The 17,523-nt window shown below is 68.8% G+C and carries 19 protein-coding genes and 1 tRNA gene; 6 read left to right on the plus strand and 14 right to left on the minus strand.

All coding sequences use genetic code 11. The features are described from left to right. The 4 genes from M6444_RS07500 to M6444_RS07515 form a co-directional block, all read left to right on the plus strand. Nucleotides 1-1,776: glycoside hydrolase family 15 protein (locus tag M6444_RS07500; protein ID WP_298325034.1), on the plus strand; the 1,776-nt coding region annotated here is incomplete at its 5' end. Nucleotides 1,777-1,781: 5 nt separating this feature from the next. Next, nucleotides 1,782-2,180, plus strand: coding sequence for a hypothetical protein (locus M6444_RS07505; RefSeq protein WP_298325036.1), 399 nt, complete (start codon nt 1,782-1,784; stop codon nt 2,178-2,180). Between the two features lie 42 nt (nt 2,181-2,222). Next, nucleotides 2,223-2,528 carry a type II toxin-antitoxin system VapB family antitoxin gene (locus M6444_RS07510; RefSeq protein ID WP_298325039.1) on the plus strand — a complete coding sequence of 102 codons (306 nt, stop codon included), beginning with the start codon at nt 2,223-2,225 and terminating at the stop codon, nt 2,526-2,528. Nucleotides 2,529-2,600: 72 nt separating this feature from the next. Further along, nucleotides 2,601-3,155 carry a LytR C-terminal domain-containing protein gene (locus M6444_RS07515; protein WP_298325042.1) on the plus strand — a complete coding sequence of 185 codons (555 nt, stop codon included), beginning with the start codon at nt 2,601-2,603 and terminating at the stop codon, nt 3,153-3,155. Between the two features lie 43 nt (nt 3,156-3,198). Here M6444_RS07515 and M6444_RS07520 read toward each other — a convergent pair. The 7 genes from M6444_RS07520 to M6444_RS07550 all read right to left on the minus strand — a co-directional run bounded on the left by M6444_RS07520 (nt 3,199) and on the right by M6444_RS07550 (nt 7,271). Continuing rightward, nucleotides 3,199-3,288 (minus strand) — tRNA-Ser (locus M6444_RS07520). A 66-nt stretch (nt 3,289-3,354) separates the two neighbouring features. After that, nucleotides 3,355-4,119, minus strand: coding sequence for a TIM barrel protein (locus M6444_RS07525; RefSeq protein ID WP_298325045.1), 765 nt, complete (start codon nt 4,117-4,119; stop codon nt 3,355-3,357). Next, nucleotides 4,116-4,814, minus strand: coding sequence for a CE1759 family FMN reductase (locus M6444_RS07530; RefSeq protein ID WP_298325048.1), 699 nt, complete (start codon nt 4,812-4,814; stop codon nt 4,116-4,118). The genes M6444_RS07525 and M6444_RS07530 overlap by 4 nt, the downstream gene beginning before the upstream one ends. Continuing rightward, nucleotides 4,811-5,299, minus strand: a complete 489-nt coding sequence (locus tag M6444_RS07535; protein ID WP_298325051.1) for a MarR family transcriptional regulator — start codon at nt 5,297-5,299, stop codon at nt 4,811-4,813. Before M6444_RS07535 ends, M6444_RS07530 begins: the two co-directional genes overlap by 4 nt. Beyond that, nucleotides 5,299-6,486 (minus strand): LLM class flavin-dependent oxidoreductase, encoded by a 1,188-nt coding sequence (locus tag M6444_RS07540; RefSeq protein ID WP_298325054.1) that lies wholly within the window; start codon nt 6,484-6,486, stop codon nt 5,299-5,301. Before M6444_RS07540 ends, M6444_RS07535 begins: the two co-directional genes overlap by 1 nt. 80 nt (nt 6,487-6,566) lie before the next feature. Continuing rightward, nucleotides 6,567-7,043, minus strand: a complete 477-nt coding sequence (tadA, locus tag M6444_RS07545) for a tRNA adenosine(34) deaminase TadA (protein ID WP_298325057.1) — start codon at nt 7,041-7,043, stop codon at nt 6,567-6,569. A 6-nt stretch (nt 7,044-7,049) separates the two neighbouring features. After that, nucleotides 7,050-7,271, minus strand: a complete 222-nt coding sequence (locus M6444_RS07550; protein WP_298325060.1) for a hypothetical protein — start codon at nt 7,269-7,271, stop codon at nt 7,050-7,052. A gap of 100 nt (nt 7,272-7,371) precedes the next feature. Here M6444_RS07550 and upp point away from each other — a divergent pair, with 100 nt between their 5' ends. Next, nucleotides 7,372-8,013: a uracil phosphoribosyltransferase gene (gene upp, locus M6444_RS07555; RefSeq protein WP_298325063.1), complete on the plus strand. Its 642-nt coding sequence runs from the start codon at nt 7,372-7,374 to the stop codon at nt 8,011-8,013. Between the two features lie 393 nt (nt 8,014-8,406). Here the strand turns inward: upp and M6444_RS07560 are convergent, their stop codons facing one another. From M6444_RS07560 to M6444_RS07570, 3 genes are read right to left on the minus strand one after another with little or no spacing between them, the layout of a single operon-like run. After that, nucleotides 8,407-9,777, minus strand: coding sequence for an NAD(P)(+) transhydrogenase (Re/Si-specific) subunit beta (locus M6444_RS07560; RefSeq protein WP_298325066.1), 1,371 nt, complete (start codon nt 9,775-9,777; stop codon nt 8,407-8,409). Then, complete coding sequence (locus M6444_RS07565) at nt 9,774-10,088, minus strand: NAD(P) transhydrogenase subunit alpha (RefSeq protein WP_298325069.1); 315 nt, start codon at nt 10,086-10,088, stop codon at nt 9,774-9,776. Before M6444_RS07565 ends, M6444_RS07560 begins: the two co-directional genes overlap by 4 nt. After that, entirely contained in the window at nt 10,088-11,215 is a 1,128-nt protein-coding gene (locus M6444_RS07570) for an NAD(P) transhydrogenase subunit alpha (protein ID WP_298325072.1), read from the minus strand. The genes M6444_RS07565 and M6444_RS07570 overlap by 1 nt, the downstream gene beginning before the upstream one ends. A 150-nt stretch (nt 11,216-11,365) precedes the next feature. Between M6444_RS07570 and M6444_RS07575 the strand changes: the two genes are divergently transcribed. Further along, nucleotides 11,366-11,542 carry a hypothetical protein gene (locus M6444_RS07575; RefSeq protein WP_298325077.1) on the plus strand — a complete coding sequence of 59 codons (177 nt, stop codon included), beginning with the start codon at nt 11,366-11,368 and terminating at the stop codon, nt 11,540-11,542. Nucleotides 11,543-11,584: 42 nt separating this feature from the next. Here the strand turns inward: M6444_RS07575 and M6444_RS07580 are convergent, their stop codons facing one another. From M6444_RS07580 to M6444_RS07595, 4 genes are all read right to left on the minus strand, one after another. After that, nucleotides 11,585-14,653 carry a glycoside hydrolase family 38 C-terminal domain-containing protein gene (locus M6444_RS07580; RefSeq protein ID WP_298325080.1) on the minus strand — a complete coding sequence of 1,023 codons (3,069 nt, stop codon included), beginning with the start codon at nt 14,651-14,653 and terminating at the stop codon, nt 11,585-11,587. Nucleotides 14,654-14,703: 50 nt separating this feature from the next. Then, nucleotides 14,704-15,666, minus strand: coding sequence for a hypothetical protein (locus tag M6444_RS07585; RefSeq protein WP_298325083.1), 963 nt, complete (start codon nt 15,664-15,666; stop codon nt 14,704-14,706). Next, on the minus strand, nt 15,663-17,096 hold the full coding sequence (nhaA, locus tag M6444_RS07590) for a Na+/H+ antiporter NhaA (protein ID WP_298325085.1): 1,434 nt from the start codon (nt 17,094-17,096) through the stop codon (nt 15,663-15,665). The genes M6444_RS07585 and nhaA overlap by 4 nt, the downstream gene beginning before the upstream one ends. Nucleotides 17,097-17,130: 34 nt before the next feature. After that, a partial coding sequence (locus M6444_RS07595; protein ID WP_298325087.1) for a hypothetical protein occupies nt 17,131-17,523 on the minus strand: 393 nt, incomplete at its 5' end.

A 17,523-nucleotide genomic window follows, 5' to 3' on the forward strand; every position in this document is an offset into this window, starting at 1 on the left:
GACGGATCGATCGACTGGTTCTGCGCGCCGAGGTTCGACTCGCCCAGCATCTTCGGTGCCCTGCTCGACCAGCAGCGCGGTGGTCATTTCTGGATCCGGCCGAGCCAGATGATCTTCACCACCAAGCAGTTGTACTTCCCCGACACCGCGATCCTCGTCACGCGCTACATGACCGAGGCCGGCGTCGGCGAGGTCGTCGACTTCATGCCGGTCAGCGGCGAGGTGGCCACCGACCAGCGGCGCATCGTGCGGATGATCCGATGCGTTCGCGGCGAGATGACCTTCTCCGCCGAGGTGGCACCCCGATTCGACTACGGCCGGCAGGCGCACGACGTGCACCTCAGCCAGAGCGGCGCCGTGTTCGAGGGGCGTGGCGGTACGTCGATGACGCTGCATGCCGTGCGCGAGCCCGGCGACGAACGTCTCGGCCGATTCGAGGTTCACGACGGCGACGTCCGTGCCGACATCACGCTCCGGGCCGGACAGATGCGGGGCATCGTCGTGGAGACAGGCACGACGGGGCCGCCGCGAGACATCCGCGTCGCCGAAGCGCGACAGCTGTTCGACGAAGCGGTGGGCTACTGGGAGAGCTGGCTGGGCCAGTCCACGTACACAGGTCGGTGGCGAGAGTCGGTGGACCGATCCGCGATCACGCTGAAACTCTTGACGTACGCGCCGAGCGGCGGGCTCGTCGCCGCGCCGACAGCCGGGCTGCCCGAACAGATCGGCGGCGAGCGCAACTGGGATTACCGCTACACGTGGATCCGCGACGCGTCGTTCTCCGTCTACTCATTGCTCGGCCTGGGCTTCCGCGACGAGGCCGCGGCGCTGGGCCGGTGGATGCGCGACCGCCTGGAGGAACACGGCACCCGCGCTGGCAGCCCGCTGCACATCATGTACCGCGTCGACGGGTCGAGCGAGCTGGACGAGGAGACCCTCGAAGACTGGGAGGGGTACCGCGGGTCGCGGCCGGTGCGGATCGGTAACGGAGCCGCCGATCAACTCCAGCTCGACATCTACGGCGAAGCGGTCGACAGCCTCTACGTCGCCCACTCACACGGGCTGCGGGCCGGACACCACGGGTGGCAGCGGCTGTGCGACGTGCTCAACTGGGTCGCGGACAACTGGGACCAACCCGACGAGGGCATCTGGGAGACCCGCGGCGGACGCGAGGACTTCACCTACGGCCGACTGATGAACTGGGTCGCCCTCGACCGGGGCGTCCGACTGGCGACGGAGACCGGGCGCCCGGCCCCGCTGGACACGTGGCGCGAACAGCGCGACGCGATCTACGACCAGGTGATGGAACGCGGCTGGAGCCCGACCCGCCGGGCCTTCCGCCAGCACTACCGCAACGACGTTCTCGACGCGTCACTCCTGCGAATGCCCACGGTGGGGTTCGTCACCCCCACAGACCCGATGTGGCTGTCGACGCTGGAAGCCATGGGCGACGAACTGGTGACCGACAGCCTGGTCTACCGCTACGACCCCGAGGCCTCACCCGACGGACTGCAAGGCTCGGAGGGGACCTTCTCGCTGTGCACCTTCGCCTACGTCGAGGCACTGGCTCGGTCCGGCCAGCTCGACCAGGCCCGGGTCACATTCGAGAAGATGCTGACCTACGCCAACCATGTCGGCCTGTACTCCGAGGAGATCGCACTCACCGGCGAGCAGATCGGCAATTTCCCGCAAGCGTTCACGCATCTGGCGCTGATCGACGCTGCCATCGCCCTGGACGAGCGGTTGGATCGACGATTCCCGCCGCGGCCGAGGTGATCATCGTGACGTGGCTCGTCCGGCTCGTGCTGGCGCTCGCTGCACACGGCGTGTTGTTGATGATCGCGGCCCTTCTGCTCGACAAGTTCAATCTCACCTTCGTCGGGTGGATCATCGGCACGGTGTTGTTCACGGTGTTCACCATGCTGCTGCGCGGAGTGATGACCGCACTGGCTCGCAAGTACGTCTCGGCGGCGACGTTCCTCGGCGGCGTGGCCCTCGTCTGGGTCGGGTTGCTGCTCACCGAACTGGTGACCTCCAGCGCCCAGTTCTCCATCGAAGGCGTCGGGACCTGGATCTACGCCACGCTCATCGTCTGGCTCGGCACCGTCATCTACGGTCTGGTGGACGACCGGTTGATCGCCGCGGTCAGCAACCGCGGCAGCAACCCGCCCGCCCAGTGATGTCGCCGACATGAAACGGCGCCAACCTCTAGACTGCCCTGGGTGATTTTCAAGCGGGTGGGAGACAGCAGGCCGTATCCCGAACATGGCACCGAGCTGCGTGACTGGTCCGAACTCCCGCCGCGACAGATCCGCCTGGACGAATTGGTCACCACCAAGCGGACCCTCGACTTGGAAACCCTGCTGGCTGACGACTCGACGTTCTACGGCGACCTGTTCGCCCACGTCGTCGAATGGCAAGGGGAGTTGTATCTCGAAGACGGATTGCATCGAGCCCTCCGTGCGGCGCTGCAACAGCGCCCGGTCATCCATGCTCGCGTTCTCGTCCTGTCCAAGCCGGATGCCTGACGGGGCAGCGGCAGCCCGTTCACGCCATTAAGCTGCAGTGTTACCGGACGAGAGCGGCGAAACGGAGGTGACATGCCAGCGGAGGAGCGGGCGGTCGATCCGGCTGCACGGCGGCGACGTTGGAAGCGGATCCGCACGTCGGTGACGTTGTTGGTCTTGGTCGGCTTCGTGGTGGGCGCGGCCTGGTACAGCTGGAACAACGTGATCGACCAATCCGAACAGGTTGCTGCGCCCACGTCAGGCAAGACCTGCGCTCCCGGTGCTCCGGCCGATCCACCCGCGCCCGCCGACATCCAGGTCAACATCTACAACTCGACGAGCCGTGCGGGGTTGGCCGCATCGATCGGTGACAAGATGCGCGATCGCGGGTTCGTCGTCGTGGACGTCGACAACGATCCGCTGGACAAGACCATCGAGCACACCGCCGAAGTCCGGTCCAACACCGCCCATCAGCCGGCCGCCATGGTCGTCGCAGCCACGGTTCCAGGGGCCGTGTTCGTCCCCGACGACCGGACCGAGGCCACGGTGGATCTGGTGCTCGGGCAGGCGTTCAAAGCCATGGCCAAGCCCGGCGCTCCGCTGGCGACACCGAGCGGCGTGCCGCCGTGCGAACCGGTGACCGGCTGAACGCACTCGAGCCCGCCCCGGAACCGGGACGGGCTCGACCGCATGGCGGTAGCGGTGGGATTTGAACCCACGGTGGAGTTGCCCCCACACACGCTTTCGAGGCGTGCTCCTTAGGCCGCTCGGACACGCTACCGCGGACGAGGGTACCGGACGCTGCACGGCTGCGCGAAATCCCCGTCGATCATCGGGGGTGGGGTTCTCAGCCGGCGGCGAGCTGGCGAAGCGCCTCGGCTTCGCGCGGGAGCACGGACAGGTCGTCACCCGCCACGAACTCGAGCAACGCATCGCGGCGGAGGCCGTCGGCACCCGCGCGGGTCAGCGCCCGACGCCACAGCTCCGCCCGCGCCGACAACGGCAGCCGCTCGGTTCGCGGCCACCACGAGAACACGTGCAGGGCCTCCAGCCAGTCGTACACCGCATCGAGCTCGGCCAACGCATCGTCGTCGGTCAGCCCGACTGACGGCTGCCAGTACGTGCCGACCTGAGGGTGCGCGATCGCCTTGAGCAACTGCGTGGCCGACTCGGCCGTGGACGTCAGGGTTCCGCGGTGGAACTCGAGCCCGATCCGGACCCCGACCGCGCCGGCGAGATCACCGACACGTCGCGCGTCGTCGATCACCGCCGCCACCACGGCGTCGTCGGCATCGTGGCGTTCCACGGAGCCAGCCCAGACGCGGATCCGCGGCGCACCCAGCGCGACGGCCGAGTCCAGCACCGCAGGGAACGACTCGGGATTCTCACCGAGACGGTAGTACGCGCCGTACGAGGCCACCACGAGGCCGTGTCGATCGCTCAGGGCGGCGACCTGCTCAGCGGTCCGCGGGTCCGGTGCGTGCACGTCAGCGCCCCACTCGATGGATTCGAGCCCGGCATCGGCGGCTGCAGCGGCGACGGTTTCGGCGGTTTCGGCGCGGAACGTGACCGAGCACAGTCCGGGACGGACCGGCAGCAGGCCAGGGGTCATTGCGGCCCACCGCCGGCTGCCGAGCCGCCCGCGGCGAGCTTCATCATGTCCGAGTCCAGGTCGATGGACAGCTCCGTGCCGCCGGCGCTACCGAACTCGTGCTGGTAATTGCGCCAGGACTCGTCGCGAATCGTGCGACCGACACCCGAGTTCATCAACGTGAACAACTCGAAGGCCGTCCGGTCGATGCGGGTCGTCAAGCCCGGGTCGTTCCAGTCCTCCGGAGCGGCGAACACCGACGTGGGCGTGGTCAACGTGCGCAGGAAGGCGAACAGCGCCCGCATCTGGTCGTCGACCACCAGCGCGTGCCGGGCGGTGCCGGCCGTAGCGGCGAGTACCGTCGGCGTGGCGATCAGCAGGTCGTTGTCCAACACGTGGAAGAACGACGTGAACAGCCCGCTCGGCCCGGCCTTGTACACCGGCGCCGACGCGATGAGCCCGTCGGCCTCACCCAGCGCGTCGATCGCCTTCGTGAGCTTCGGCCCGATGTGCTGCGACACGAGGGCCACGGAGATCTCGGACGACAGCTCCCGCAGGTCGATCACGGTGGTGCTGACCGAACGCCCGCTCTCTTCGGCGAAGGCGGCGACCCGGCCGGTGATCCGGTTGGCCAGCATCAAAGTGGTCGACGGATCGCTGGTTCCGGCGTTGACCACGACGAGCTTGAACGGGGGCGAATTCTGCGATGCGGTCACGAGCGAACATCCTCATACATCGTTGTCGTCGGGTGGTGGTTCGGGGTGCCGGGGCGCGGCCCGGCGAGTTCGCGACACAGCACGGTGAGGTGACGCAGCTGGTCGGGCGTGAGCCGGGCGGTCACGGCGCGGGCGACGCCGCGGGCGTGCATCCGCCCGATCTCACGTTGGCGGTCCCGTCCTTCCTCGGTCAGCGACACGCGGATGCTTCGCGCGTCGGCAGGGTCGACCGAGCGTTGAACCAGCCCGCGGGCGGCCAGCCGGTCGACCATGCGCGACAGCGCCGGCTGACTGAGCAACACGTGCCGGTTCAGCTCGCCGAGGCGCAGCGGCTCGGGATGCTTGGACAGCGTGTACAGCACGTCGTACTCGCGCATCGAGATCTGCTGCCAGATGTCGTCGTCGGCGAGTTCCTTCATCACGACCGCGTGCGCCGAGAGCAAGGCTTCCCAGGCGTGGTTGGCCAGGGCGGTGTCGGGTTGCATCACAGGCTCGACGAACTCGACGCGGCCAAGTCCTCGGTGTCCTGGTACGGCGAACCACCGGTGACGTTGTCGCCGCGGTTGGGGTTCGGCCGCGGCTGGCGCGGGGGCCGGTCACCGTACTTGGCCTTGACCAGCAGCTCGTGCGTCGGGGGCGGAGCCGTCTCAGGGTCGCGCCGGGCCTCGGTCTCCTTGCGCAGCACCGGCACCACCTCGCCGCCAAGCAGTTCGAGCTGGTCGAGGACCTTCGACAGCGGCAGGCCGGCGTGATCGGCGAGGAAGAGCTGTCGCTGGTAGTCGCCGAAGTGCTCCCGGAACGTCAGCGTCTTGTCGATGACTTCCTGCGGGCTGCCGACCGTCAGCGGCGTCATCTCGGTGAAGTCCTCCAGGGTCGGGCCGTGACCGTAGACCGGCGCCTCGTTGAAGTAGGGCCGGAACTCGTTCCAGGCGTCCTGGGACCGCTTCGCGATGTACGCCTGACCGCCGAGGCCGACGATGGCCTGCTTCTCGGTGCCGTGGCCGTAGTGCGCAAACCGTTGCCGGTAGAACCTGATCAGGCGCATGTAGTGCTCTTTTGGCCAGAAGATGTTGTTGGCGAAGAACCCGTTGCCGTAATAGGCAGCCTGCTCGGCGATCTCCGGCGTGCGGATCGAACCGTGCCAGACGAATGGCGGCACGTCGTCGAGGGGTCGCGGCGTCGAGGTGAAGCCGGACAGCGGAGTGCGGAACCGTCCCTCCCAGTCGACGACGTCTTCCCGCCACAACCGGTGCAGCAGGTTGTAGTTCTCCAGCGCCAGCGGAAGCCCCTGGCGGATGTCCTGACCGAACCACGGATACACCGGCGCGGTGTTTCCTCGGCCGAGCATGAGGTCCATCCGGCCCTTGGCCAAGTGCTGCAGCATCGCGTACTCCTCGGCGATGCGCACCGGGTCGTTGGTCGTGATGAGCGTGGTCGAGGTCGACAGGATCAACCGCTTCGTCTGCGCCGCGATGTGCGCGAGCAGGGTCGTCGGTGACGACGAGAAGAACGGCGGATTGTGGTGCTCACCGATCGCGAACACGTCCAGGCCGACCTCCTCGGCCTTCAGGGCGATCTTCACCACCGCGTCGATCCGTTCGGCCTCACTGGGCGTGATGCCGGTGACCGGGTCGCGCGTGATGTCGCTGACCGACATGATTCCGAACTGCATGGCGTGGCCTTCCCGAATATATGCGTTTGCATACATCTCAACGGGCGACCCCGGCGACATATTCCGCCGGGGTTTCGCCGTCAGGCAGGCGGGCGGTGCGCAGTGAAGAAGTCGCTGAGCATGCTCGCGCACTCGTCGGCCAGGACACCCGCGACGACTTCGGGACGGTGGTTGAGCCGGCGATCACGCACGAGGTCCCACAGCGAGCCCACGGCGCCGCCTTTGGGATCGATGGCGCCGTAGACGAGCCGGCGAATCCGGGCCAGCACCAACGCGCCGGCGCACATCGGGCACGGCTCCAGAGTCACGATCAAGCTGGCGTCATCGAGGCGCCAGGTACCGACCTCGGCTGCCGCCGCCCGCAACGCGAGGATTTCGGCATGCGCGGTCGGGTCACGGTCGGCCTCGCGCCGGTTCCGCCCACGCCCCAAGATCGTGCCGTCGGCACCGATGACCAAGGCCCCGACGGGGACGTCCCCGGTCTCGACCGCTCGTGCGCCCTCAGCCAAGGCCTCGCGCATCAGGGCCACGTCGGTCGCGCTGAAAGGCGCAGGCACGCGTGACTATCGAGTCCGGGGAAACCGGAAGGTGGCGCCGTTCAGGGCGCCGAAGGCGTCGGATGCTCCGACGCTGGTGCGGGCGAGCAAGGCCCGCGCTTGGGCCAACTCTCGAAGGAAAACTGCACGTTGGCGCAGCCGGGCCGGGTCTGCGACCAGCTCACCGCCGAGATACGGGGGATCGTCTGCATTCGAGCCCGCCGACTCGACAACAGTGCCCTCAAGCATCTGGCCTCCTCCTCAGACGCAACCCCTGCACCCAGCGCGACGCTAGCACCAGCAGGGGCGGATGGTCGAGAGCGAACCAGCATTCAGATAGGTTCCTCGCATGCGTCTGCTGGCCGTCGACCACCCGCTCGTCGCGCACAAGCTCACTGTGCTGCGCAACGCCAAGACCGATTCTCCGACGTTCCGCCGCCTTGCCGACGAGCTGGTGACGCTGCTGGCTTACGAGGCCACCCGCGACGCCCGCGTCGACGAGGTCGAGGTCGAAACGCCGGTCGCTCCAGCCAGGGGCGCCAAACTCAGCGCACCCAAGCCGCTGGTGGTGCCGATCCTGCGCGCCGGGCTGGGCATGCTCGACGGCATGGCCCGGCTGTTGCCCACCGCCGAGATCGGATTCGTGGGCATGATCCGTGACGACGAGACGCTGCAGGCCACGACCTATGCGCGTCGCCTGCCCGACGACCTCACCGGCCGCCAGTGTTACGTGCTGGACCCGATGCTCGCCACCGGCGGCACCCTGGCCGCGGCCGTGCAGTTCCTCGCTGACCGCGGAGCCGACCACATCACCGCCGTCTGCCTGCTCGTCGCGCCCGAGGGCCTGGAGCTGTTGAAGCAGCGCACGACCGAGCTGCAGATTCCGGTGACGGTCGTGACCGCCGCCGTCGACGAGCGACTGAACGAGAAGGGCTACATCGTCCCCGGACTCGGCGACGCCGGCGACCGGCTCTACGGTGTCGTCGACTGACCCCAGCCGCGCCCTGTCACGCCGCATCCCCGTGCGCGCCGCGCCCACGAAGATCATGAGCCATCTGCGGCGCGATGACGCCGCAAACTGCTCATGATCTCGCGGTATGGGTGATCATGAGACAATGGCGCGAACTGGCCGTGCCTACGGAGATCATGAGACACCCACGGCGCGATAACGCCGCAGACTGCTCATGATCGTTGACCAGAGGCGCCCAGCTACCCCGATCAGCCACAGCACCGCCGCTCCGCTGCAGTTGAGCATGGGAAATCGTAGGCACCCAGAGGCGATCTGCTGCGCCCGATGCTGACACCCCGGGTGATGTCGCAAGAACCCTCGTGATGTCGGCGCACAACCGCGGCGCGTGAATAACCGGGGGCGCGCGAATAACGGCTAGAGCGCCTTGACGGCGGAGACCAGTGCGGTCAGCGACGCTTTGGCATCGCCGAACAGCAAGGTGGTGCGCGGGTCGTACAGCAACTCGTTCTCGATGCCGGCGAAGCCCGGACGCATGGAGCGCTTCATGAACACGACCGCGGCGGCGTGGTCGACGTCGAGGATCGGCATGCCGTAGATCGGCGAGCCGGGCGAGGTCCGCGCGGCGGGGTTGACGACGTCGTTGGCGCCGACCACGAGCGCCACGTCAGCCGTGCGCAGCTGCCCGTTGGCGGTCTCCATTTCGAGCAGTTGCTCGTACGGCACGTTGGCCTCGGCGAGCAGGACGTTCATGTGTCCCGGCATCCGGCCGGCGACCGGATGGATGGCATAAGCGGTCTCGACGCCGCGCTTCTCGAGCAGCTCCACGAGCTCGTGCACCGTGTGCTGGGCTTGGGCGACGGCGAGCCCGTACCCGGGTACCACGATGACGCGGCGGGCGTAGGCCAGCATGATCGCGATGTCGTCGGCGCCGGCGGAGCGGACGGGCCGCTCGGACACCGCACCCCCACCGGCCGTCGAGCCGCCCTTGAACGCCCCGAACAGGATCGACACCACGGAGCGGCCCATCGCCTGAGCCATGAGCCGGGTCAGGATGGAGCCGCTCGCACCGACGAGCGTGCCGCCGATCAACAGCAGCGCGTTGCCAAGGACGTAACCGCTGGCGGCCACGGCCATGCCGGTGAACGCGTTCAGCAACGAGATCACGATGGGGACGTCGGCGCCGCCGACCGGCAGGACCAGCAGCACGCCGACGACCAGGGCCACCAGACCGAGCAGCGCACCGAGCCAGCCCGCGCCGCCGCCGTCGGCATACACGATGACGCCGAGGACCACGGTGACGACCAACGACGCCGCGAACAGCACCGGACCGGCCGGCGGGGTGACGGGCCGAGTGGTGATGAGTTCCTGCAGCTTGAGGAACGTGATGACCGAGCCGCTGAACGCGACACCGCCCACGGCGACCGTGGCGACGCCCGCCGCCAGCGGAAACACCGTAGGTGCAGCGGACAGCTCGAGGTAAGCCACCAAACCGGCCGCCGCGCCGCCGACGCCGTTGAACAGCGCCACCAACTGCGGCATGGCCGTCATGGCGACCCGCCGGGCCGCAGGGACGCCGATGATGCATCCCACGGCGATGGCGGCGAGGATCAGTCCCAGGTGGTCGAGGTCGTAGACGATGAACGTCACGACCATCGCGACCAGTGCCGCGGCGGCACCGAGCAGGTTGCCCGCCCGGGCGGTGCGCGGCGACGACAGCCCCTTCAAAGCGAGCACGAAGCACGCCGCGGCGCCGAGATACGTCAGTTGCGCCCAGACGGGGATCACTCGGCGCCTCCCGCTTCGACCTGCTGCGGGGCCTTCTTCGCCCGGAACATCTCGAGCATCCGGTCGGTCACCACGAAGCCACCAACGAGATTCAGCGTGGCCAGGACGACGGCGACCAGCCCGACGATCAGCTCACCCGCGCCGTCGGCCTGGCCAGCGACGATGACCGCACCGACCAGGATGATGCCGTGAATGGCGTTGGCGCCGGACATCAGAGGCGTGTGCAGGGTCGACGACACCTTGGACACGACCTCGTACCCGGTGAAGACGGCGAGGACGAAGATCGTCAGCAGTGCGATGGACGGATCCATCAGCTCCCCTCTCCCAACGCTTCGCGCACCGTCTCGAGCCGGACGGTGCCGTCGTGGGTGACGCATGCGGCGTCGACGATCTCGTCGTCGAAGTCCGGCGTCACCTTGCCGTCGGAGGTCATCAGCAACAGCAGGTTCACGAGATTGGCCGCGTAGAGGCGGCTGGCATGGACGGGAAGCTGACTCGGCACGTTGCGCCCACCGATCAACAGCGCCTCGCCGACCTCGTGCTCGAGGCCGGGCTGGCTGCCCTCGACATTGCCGCCGGACTCGGCAGCGAGGTCGACGACCACGCTGCCGGGCCGCATCGCCTCGACGGCGGCGCGCTCCACCAGCAGCGGCGCGGCGCGCCCGGGCACAGCAGCCGTGGTGATGACGACGTCGGAGGCGGACACGTGGGGGGCGAGCAGATCGCGCTGCAGCTGGGCGCGTTCTTCGGTCATCTCGCGTGCGTAGCCGCCGGATCCTTCCAGACTGGGCAGCTCGAGGTCGACGAACTGCGCACCGAGACTGCGGATTTCTTCGGCTGCCGCGGCGCGCACGTCGTACGCCGCGACTCGGGCGCCGAGCCGGCGCGCGGTGGCGATGGCCTGCAGTCCGGCGACACCGGCACCGAGGACGAGCACCTCTGCCGGCGGTACCGTGCCCGCGGCCGTCATGGACAGCGGGAAGAACCGGGGCAGGCGTTCGGCCGCGATCAGCACGGCACGGTAACCGGCCACCAGCGCCTGCGACGTCAGTGCATCCATGGACTGAGCGCGAGAGATACGTGGCACCAGCTCGACGGAGAACGAGGTGACCGACGCGTCGCGCGCGGCGCGGACGACGTCGAGCTCCTGGGTGGCGGGCAAGAAGGACACGGTCATGGCACCGTTGCTCAGCTGTGCCATCCGGCTGGGCTCGAGCGGCTGAACCGACAGGACGACGTCGGCGCCGTCAAGGACGTCCGTGCTCGCGATGCGGGCACCGGCGTCTTCGTACGCGCTGTCCGGGAAGCGGGCTGCCCGGCCGGCGCCGGACTCGACCACGACCTCGAGCCCCGCACCGGTCAACCGGCCGACGAGCTCAGGAACCAGCGCCACCCGGCGCTCGTGCTCCCGGGTCTCATTTACCACGACGACCTTCATCGAGGCCAGACGTTACCGCGCCGCACCGACAGCGCGAAGCCTGGTCCGCCTGGTGAGCCCCCGTAAGGGACGCTCCCACCCGTGGGTGGAGGCACCACGGCGCGTCAAGGAGGACAATGGACGTGAAAGGCACCCAGGAGAGGAACGGACATGAACAACAAAGTCATCATCGGCGGAGCCGCGGCGGCACTCATCGCCTTGTGGCTGCTGCCCTTCTGGGTCTTTGTCCTCATCGTGGTGGGCATCCCCGTGGCCGGCTATCTGATGCTCGACCCGTCGCAGCGGCGCCGGTTGCGAGCCAGGGGCCGCAAGCAGCTCGGCCCCTGACCCGCTCGGCTCCTGGCCAGCGCGTTCCGGACGTCAGCGCCGTCAGCGCCGCAACCGCAGCGTCACGATCTGGAACGGGCGCAGCCGCAGCGACACCTGCCCCTCGTCTACGCCCTGCAGCGCATCGCGTTCGAACGGGCGCTCCAGCAGATCCGTCTCCTCCACCGCCGTGACGTCGAAGGCTGCGGTCAACGTCGCCGTCGCCCGGCCGCCGCGGGCCTCGTACAGGCGGACCACGACGTCGCCGGTGCGGTCGTCGGCCAACTTGACCGCTGAGACGACGACGCCGTCGCCGTTCACCGTCACCAGGGGCTCGACTGCTGCACCGCCGGTGACGCGCTCGGGCAGGTTGATGGCGTAGCCCTCACGGACGGCGTCGTCGATGCCGGCTCCCGGCACCAACGCGTAGCGCAGCGTGTGCGCACCCTGGTCGGTCTCGGGGTCGGGGAACCGCGGCGCGCGGAGCAGCGACAACCGCACGGTCGTCGTCGTGTCGCCGCCCGGTGTCACCGCCCGCCGGACGTCGTGGCCGTAGGTGGAGTCGTTCACCAGCGCGATGCCATAGCCCGGCTCCTCGAGGTGAACGAACCGGTGTGCGCACACCTCGAACTTGGCGGCGTCCCACGAGGTGTTCTCGTGAGTCGGGCGGTAGTGGTGTCCGAACTGCGTCTCGTACGCCGCCTGGCCGGCTCGGATGTCGAGGCCGAAGGCGGCCTTGAGGAACTTCTCGCGTTCGTGCCAGTCGACGTCGGTGCTGATGTCGACGCGCCGGGCGCCCGCGGACAGGCTGATGTGCTGCACGACCGTCGACGCGCCGAAGCTGCGCGCCACGCGGACGGTGGCGATTCCGGACGAGCCGTCGGCCACCAGGCTCAACTCGTCCACGTCGACGAGGTCGACGACGGTGTTGCGGTAGAACTCGTCGACGTCCCAGGCGTCCCACTCGTTCGGCAGGTCCGGATGCAGTTGCAGCAGGTTGCCCACGGAACCGGACGCGAGAACCTCCCGGTCCGCGCCCACGTCGAACACCGATGTCAGCAGTCCGCGCTCGTCCACGACGACCCGTAGCACGCCGTTGTCCAGCACGTACCCGTCATCCACCGGCGCGCACCGCACCGGCTCGGCCGCGGCTGCGACCCCCGCGCCGAACGCCGGGACACCGTGGCGCTCGTGGGGCGCAGCGTTGAACACCACCGTGTCGCTGCCGCCATCGGCCGACGATGCCCGGGCCAGGGCGTTCTGGGCGGTCTCGACGATCGTCTCGAGTTCGGCGGTCACGCTCGCATAGGCGTCGCGAGCTTCCCGATGCACCCACGCGATGGACGAGCCGGGCAGGATGTCGTGGAACTGGTTGAGCAGGACCAGCTTCCAGATCCGTTCCAGGTCGTCGTACGGGTAGTCGACCAGGCCGTGAACCGCCGCGGCCGCGGACCACAGCTCCGCCTCGTGCAGCAGATGCTCACTGCGCCGGTTGCCCTGCTTGGTCTTGGCTTGCGACGTGTACGTGGCACGGTGGATCTCGAGATACAGCTCACCAGCCCACACTGGTGCCGCGGCGGCGTACTCGTCCTCGGCCGCCGTGAAGAACGCCGCCGGGCTCTCGATGGCGACCCGCGGCGAACCCTCGAGGTCGGCGGTGCGGTGAGCCTGCGCGATCATCTCGCGCGTCGGACCGCCGCCACCGTCGCCCCAGCCGAACGGCGCCAGTGACCGCGTTGCCGCGCCTTTGTCCCGGAAGTTGCGTACCGCGTGGGCGAGCTCACGACCGGACAGGTCGGAGTTGTAGGTGTCGATCGGCGGGAAGTGCGTGAACACCCTGGTGCCGTCGATGCCCTCCCACCAGAACGTGTGGTGCGGGAACGGGTTGGTCTTGTTCCAGGAGATCTTCTGCGTCAGGAACCATCGCGACCGTGACAGCTTGACCAACTGGGGCAGCGCGGCGGAGTACCCGAACGAGTCCGGCAGCCACACCTCCTCGGTCTCGATGCCGAATCGCTCGAGGAAGTAGCGCTTGCCGTAGACGAACTGCCGCGCCATCGCCTCCGACCCCGGCATGTTGGTGTCAGACTCCACCCACATACCGCCGACCGGCACGAATCGGCCGCCGGCGACGTGCTCGGCGACCCGCTTGAACACTTCGGGACGGTGCTGCTCGATCCACTCGTACTGCTGCGCCGACGACATCGCGTACACCATGTCGGGGTGCTCGTCGAGCAGCTGCACCACGTTGGAGGTCGTCCGCGCCACCTTGCGTACGGTCTCGCGCACCGGCCAGAGCCAGGCGGAGTCGATGTGGGCGTGCCCGATCGCAGAGATCCGGTGCGCGCTGGCGTTGGCCGGCTTGCCCAGCGCCGGCTGGAGCGGCTCTCGTGCAGCCGCCGCCGAACCGGCCAGGTCCTGCAGGTCCAGCGCGTCGAGGGAGCGTTCGATCGCCTGCGCAATCTGCCAGCGCCGCGGCTCACCGTCCGGAAGTTCGAGCATCAGCCCGCCGAGCGCTTCGAGGTCTTGCCACAGCTCCCACACGTCCTGCTCGAACACGCTGACGTCTACCCGGTTGACGCGGTAGATCGGGGCGGTGCCGGCCGTGGACTTCTCGCCCAGCGGCGTCGCGGCGAACGGGGTGTCACCGTGGTCGACCTTCGGGTTCGCCGCGGCTTCGATGTAAAGGTCGACGGTCTCGCCGCCGGTCGCCGGGTCGGCGATCGGCACCCAGAGGTTGCGGGGGTTGAGACCCTTCACCACCGAGCCGTCCGGGCGGTACACCAGCCCTTCGGCTTGGAACCCGGCGAAGCGGTTCTCCCAGCCGAGGTCGACGAACAGCTCCACGCGCCGACCTGCCGCCTCCGCGGGTACCGAGGCTTCGACGTGAAACCACGACGTGCCCCAGGCCGGTCCCCATCGCAGCCCCACGTCGGCGGGCTGGTAGCGCCCTTCGGCGACGGCGGGCCCGCCGGGCAACGCCTCCGACGGTGGGACGGGTTCGCCCTGTCCACCGTCCACATGCCACACGGACAGCCGGACCGGGGCGACGCTGCGGTGCACAGCGGGCTTGAGTCGTTGGTTGAGGACACGGTTCAGGCGCTTCTCGATGAGGGCGCGATTGTCGTGCATGGGGGTTCGCTCCTGCGAAGTCGACGTCGGGCGGTGCGCTCGGGCCTACGTTACGACGATGTGGGAACGTTCCCCGCGCAGGGCACCCCGGCGATCGCTCCGGTCAGTTCAGAGACCGTCAGGTAGCCGCATTCGTCGACGCGGTAGGTGATCGCCTCGGCCTGCACCAGGAGTCCCGCAGGCACTCGCCACCACGACCAGCGGGGGAACTGTGTCAGGTCGGCGCCTTCGTCGTCCTCGGCTCGGTACTCAAGAACCTCGTCGTACGTGCGCAGCAGGACCCGCCCGGACGCCGTGGACGCGCCGGTGACGACGTTGCCGACCACGTCGGCGAACAGCCCGTTCTCGGGCTCGGGGAGATCGATCTCGCCGACGCGCTCGAAGACGCCCCCGCTCGCCGGCCCGTGGTAGAGCCGAGCGGTCTCGCCCTTGCTGACGATCAGCGGGCGGCCCTCGTCGTCGACCATGAGCGCCTCGGCATCGGTCGGCCCGTCGGCGTAGGTGTAGCGCAGCGCGTCGGCCGGGACCGGATCGACGGTGTCGACAGCCGGCTCTCGGAGCCGGTAGATCACGACATCATCGCGTCCGACGTGGTCGCCGATGTCGCCCACGTAGAGGCACGATTCGTCCGGCGCGTCGCCGCACGGCCCCACCTCCAGCGCCTCGGCGTTGGCGGCGTCCATACCCGCCACCTCGATACGCCCGACGAGCTCGCCGTCGGCCTGGACGACGGCGACCTGCGACGTCCCGGCCTCGTCGCTGACGACGTAATAGGCACCAGGTGTGCGCACGCTCGCCGCGATCCCGCTGACCTCGATGGCGGTATCGGCGGACACGGAGCCGAGGGTGGCGGCGTCGCCGTAGCACGGCGCGTCGCACGCGAGGCGGGTCTCGGTCGGCTCACTCGACGGGCTTTCCTCCGCGTCGTCGCCACCGGCGCCGTCGGCTCCACACGCAGCGACGGCCACCGACAGTACGAGGGCCGCGACGGCCCGCAGCGCGAAGCGGTTCACGCGGAGTGCTCCGACGGCTGACTCGAAACCCCTGCGCCGCTGTCGCCACGCACGTGCAAGTCCCGCCGCCGTGCGGCTACGACCAGGACGACCGCACCCAGCACCGCCGCGATCACCGACCCGCCCAGCACGCCGACCTTCGCATCGGCCGCGAACATGCTGTCGTCGCCGAAGGCGAGCCCGGTGACGAAGAGCGACACCGTGAATCCGACACCGGCAACCGCGGACAGGCCGACCATCATCGGCCACCCGGTGTCGGTGGGCAGCCGGCCGAGCTTGAGTCGAACGGCGAGCCACGACGTGACGGTGATGCCCACGATCTTGCCGACCACCAGGCCGGTGGCGACTCCGAGCGTGACCGACGACCCGAGCGCCTCGCCGAGTACACCACCGCCCAGATAGACGCCGGCATTGCCCAACGCGAAGATGGGCAGAATCACGTAGCTGCTCCACGGATGCAGCGTCCGTTCCATCCGCTCAGCGACCGAAACGGATTCACCGAGCAGGAACCGGTAGCGGCGTACCTCCGTGGCGGTCAGTTCGTCGGCGGCTGATTCGCGCGCGTACGCACGGGCCTGAGATTCGTCGAGTAGCGGCTTGGCCGGCGTCAACAGGCCCATGATCACGCCGGCGATGGTGGCGTGCACGCCGGACTGGAACATCGCGAACCACACGAACACGCCGAGGATGATGTAGACGTAGAGCGACCACACCCGCATGCGGCGCAGGATCACCACGGCCGCGACCCCGGCCGCCGCCAGCGCCAGCCAGTGCAGCTGCAGGTCAGCGGTGTAGAAGATGGCGATGACGGCAATGGCACCGATGTCGTCGACGATCGCCAGTGTCAGCAGGAACACCCTGGCCGGCGCCGGTATCCGCCGCCCCAGCACGGCCAGCACCCCCAGGGCGAATGCGATGTCGGTGGCCATCGGGATGCCCCACCCGTCGGCGCCGGCGCCACCGCTGTTGAACGCCAAGTAGATGGCAGCCGGAACGGCCATGCCGCCGAATGCAGCGATGATCGGGACCGCCGCCGCCCGAGGATCCCGCAGTTCACCCGCGACCATCTCGTATTTGATCTCGAGACCGACGACGAAGAAGAAGATCACCATCAAGGCGTCGTTGATCCAGTGCCGCAGATCTTCGGCCAGCTCGAACGAGCCGATGCGCAGGGTGATCTCGGTCTCGAACAGTTGCTGGTAGGAATCAGCGAACGGTGAGTTCGCCCACACCAGGGCGATGACGGCCGCAGCCAGCAGCACGACCCCTCCGGCGACCTCCACCCGGAGGAAGGACGCGATCGGTCGCGCGACGAATTTGGCCAGGCGGCGGTCACTGGCCATCCAGATCGGGCCAGTTCGCCAAATGCCAGACCGGTGGTCGTGCTCCTCGAGGATGGGGTCGACCGACTCCTGCGGCTCCTCCGTCACGGGCTCGACTGTATCGGTCCGCTTTGAGCGATCTTCACGCCAGGAGCGGTGAACAGCGCCGTTCCGCCCCGACCGGGTCCAGCATGTCCCCCCGGCTGACGATCCTGCCGTCCACCACCAACGTCCACGGCGTCGTCGCGCGTATCGCCGTCACCGCCGCACGGACCATGCTCACACCCGCGGTTCGGGCATCGCGATAGACCACCGGAAGCAGGTAGAGCGTGTTTCGCGGGTCGACGAGCTGGACGTCGACGGCCGGTCCGGCGGACGACCGCAACGCCCGGACGACGCCGGCCGCGTCGCCCTCGCGGCGATCCGCCTCGGCGGGAGGCCGGTGGGCGTGCTCGCCGCCGATGCCGGCCGGTTCAGCGCTGCAGCATCCGCCGCTGGACGAGCCGGCGCGCCACGGCCCGACCAGCAGGATCCG

Source organism: Haloactinopolyspora sp. (genome assembly GCF_027324685.1).
Taxonomy (GTDB): domain Bacteria; phylum Actinomycetota; class Actinomycetes; order Jiangellales; family Jiangellaceae; genus Haloactinopolyspora.

What these genes read in the sequence shown, in the direction of transcription:
- M6444_RS07515 (WP_298325042.1), top strand. Translation starts at nt 2,601, where the DNA reads ATGCCAGCGGAGGAGCGGGCGGTCGATCCGGCTGCACGGCGGCGACGT.
- M6444_RS07525 (WP_298325045.1), bottom strand. Translation starts at nt 4,119, where the DNA reads ATGACCCCTGGCCTGCTGCCGGTCCGTCCCGGACTGTGCTCGGTCACG.
- M6444_RS07535 (WP_298325051.1), bottom strand. Translation starts at nt 5,299, where the DNA reads ATGCAACCCGACACCGCCCTGGCCAACCACGCCTGGGAAGCCTTGCTC.
- M6444_RS07540 (WP_298325054.1), bottom strand. Translation starts at nt 6,486, where the DNA reads ATGCAGTTCGGAATCATGTCGGTCAGCGACATCACGCGCGACCCGGTC.
- M6444_RS07550 (WP_298325060.1), bottom strand. Translation starts at nt 7,271, where the DNA reads ATGCTTGAGGGCACTGTTGTCGAGTCGGCGGGCTCGAATGCAGACGAT.
- upp (WP_298325063.1), top strand. Translation starts at nt 7,372, where the DNA reads ATGCGTCTGCTGGCCGTCGACCACCCGCTCGTCGCGCACAAGCTCACT.
- M6444_RS07565 (WP_298325069.1), bottom strand. Translation starts at nt 10,088, where the DNA reads ATGGATCCGTCCATCGCACTGCTGACGATCTTCGTCCTCGCCGTCTTC.
- M6444_RS07570 (WP_298325072.1), bottom strand. Translation starts at nt 11,215, where the DNA reads ATGAAGGTCGTCGTGGTAAATGAGACCCGGGAGCACGAGCGCCGGGTG.
- M6444_RS07575 (WP_298325077.1), top strand. Translation starts at nt 11,366, where the DNA reads ATGAACAACAAAGTCATCATCGGCGGAGCCGCGGCGGCACTCATCGCC.
- M6444_RS07580 (WP_298325080.1), bottom strand. Translation starts at nt 14,653, where the DNA reads ATGCACGACAATCGCGCCCTCATCGAGAAGCGCCTGAACCGTGTCCTC.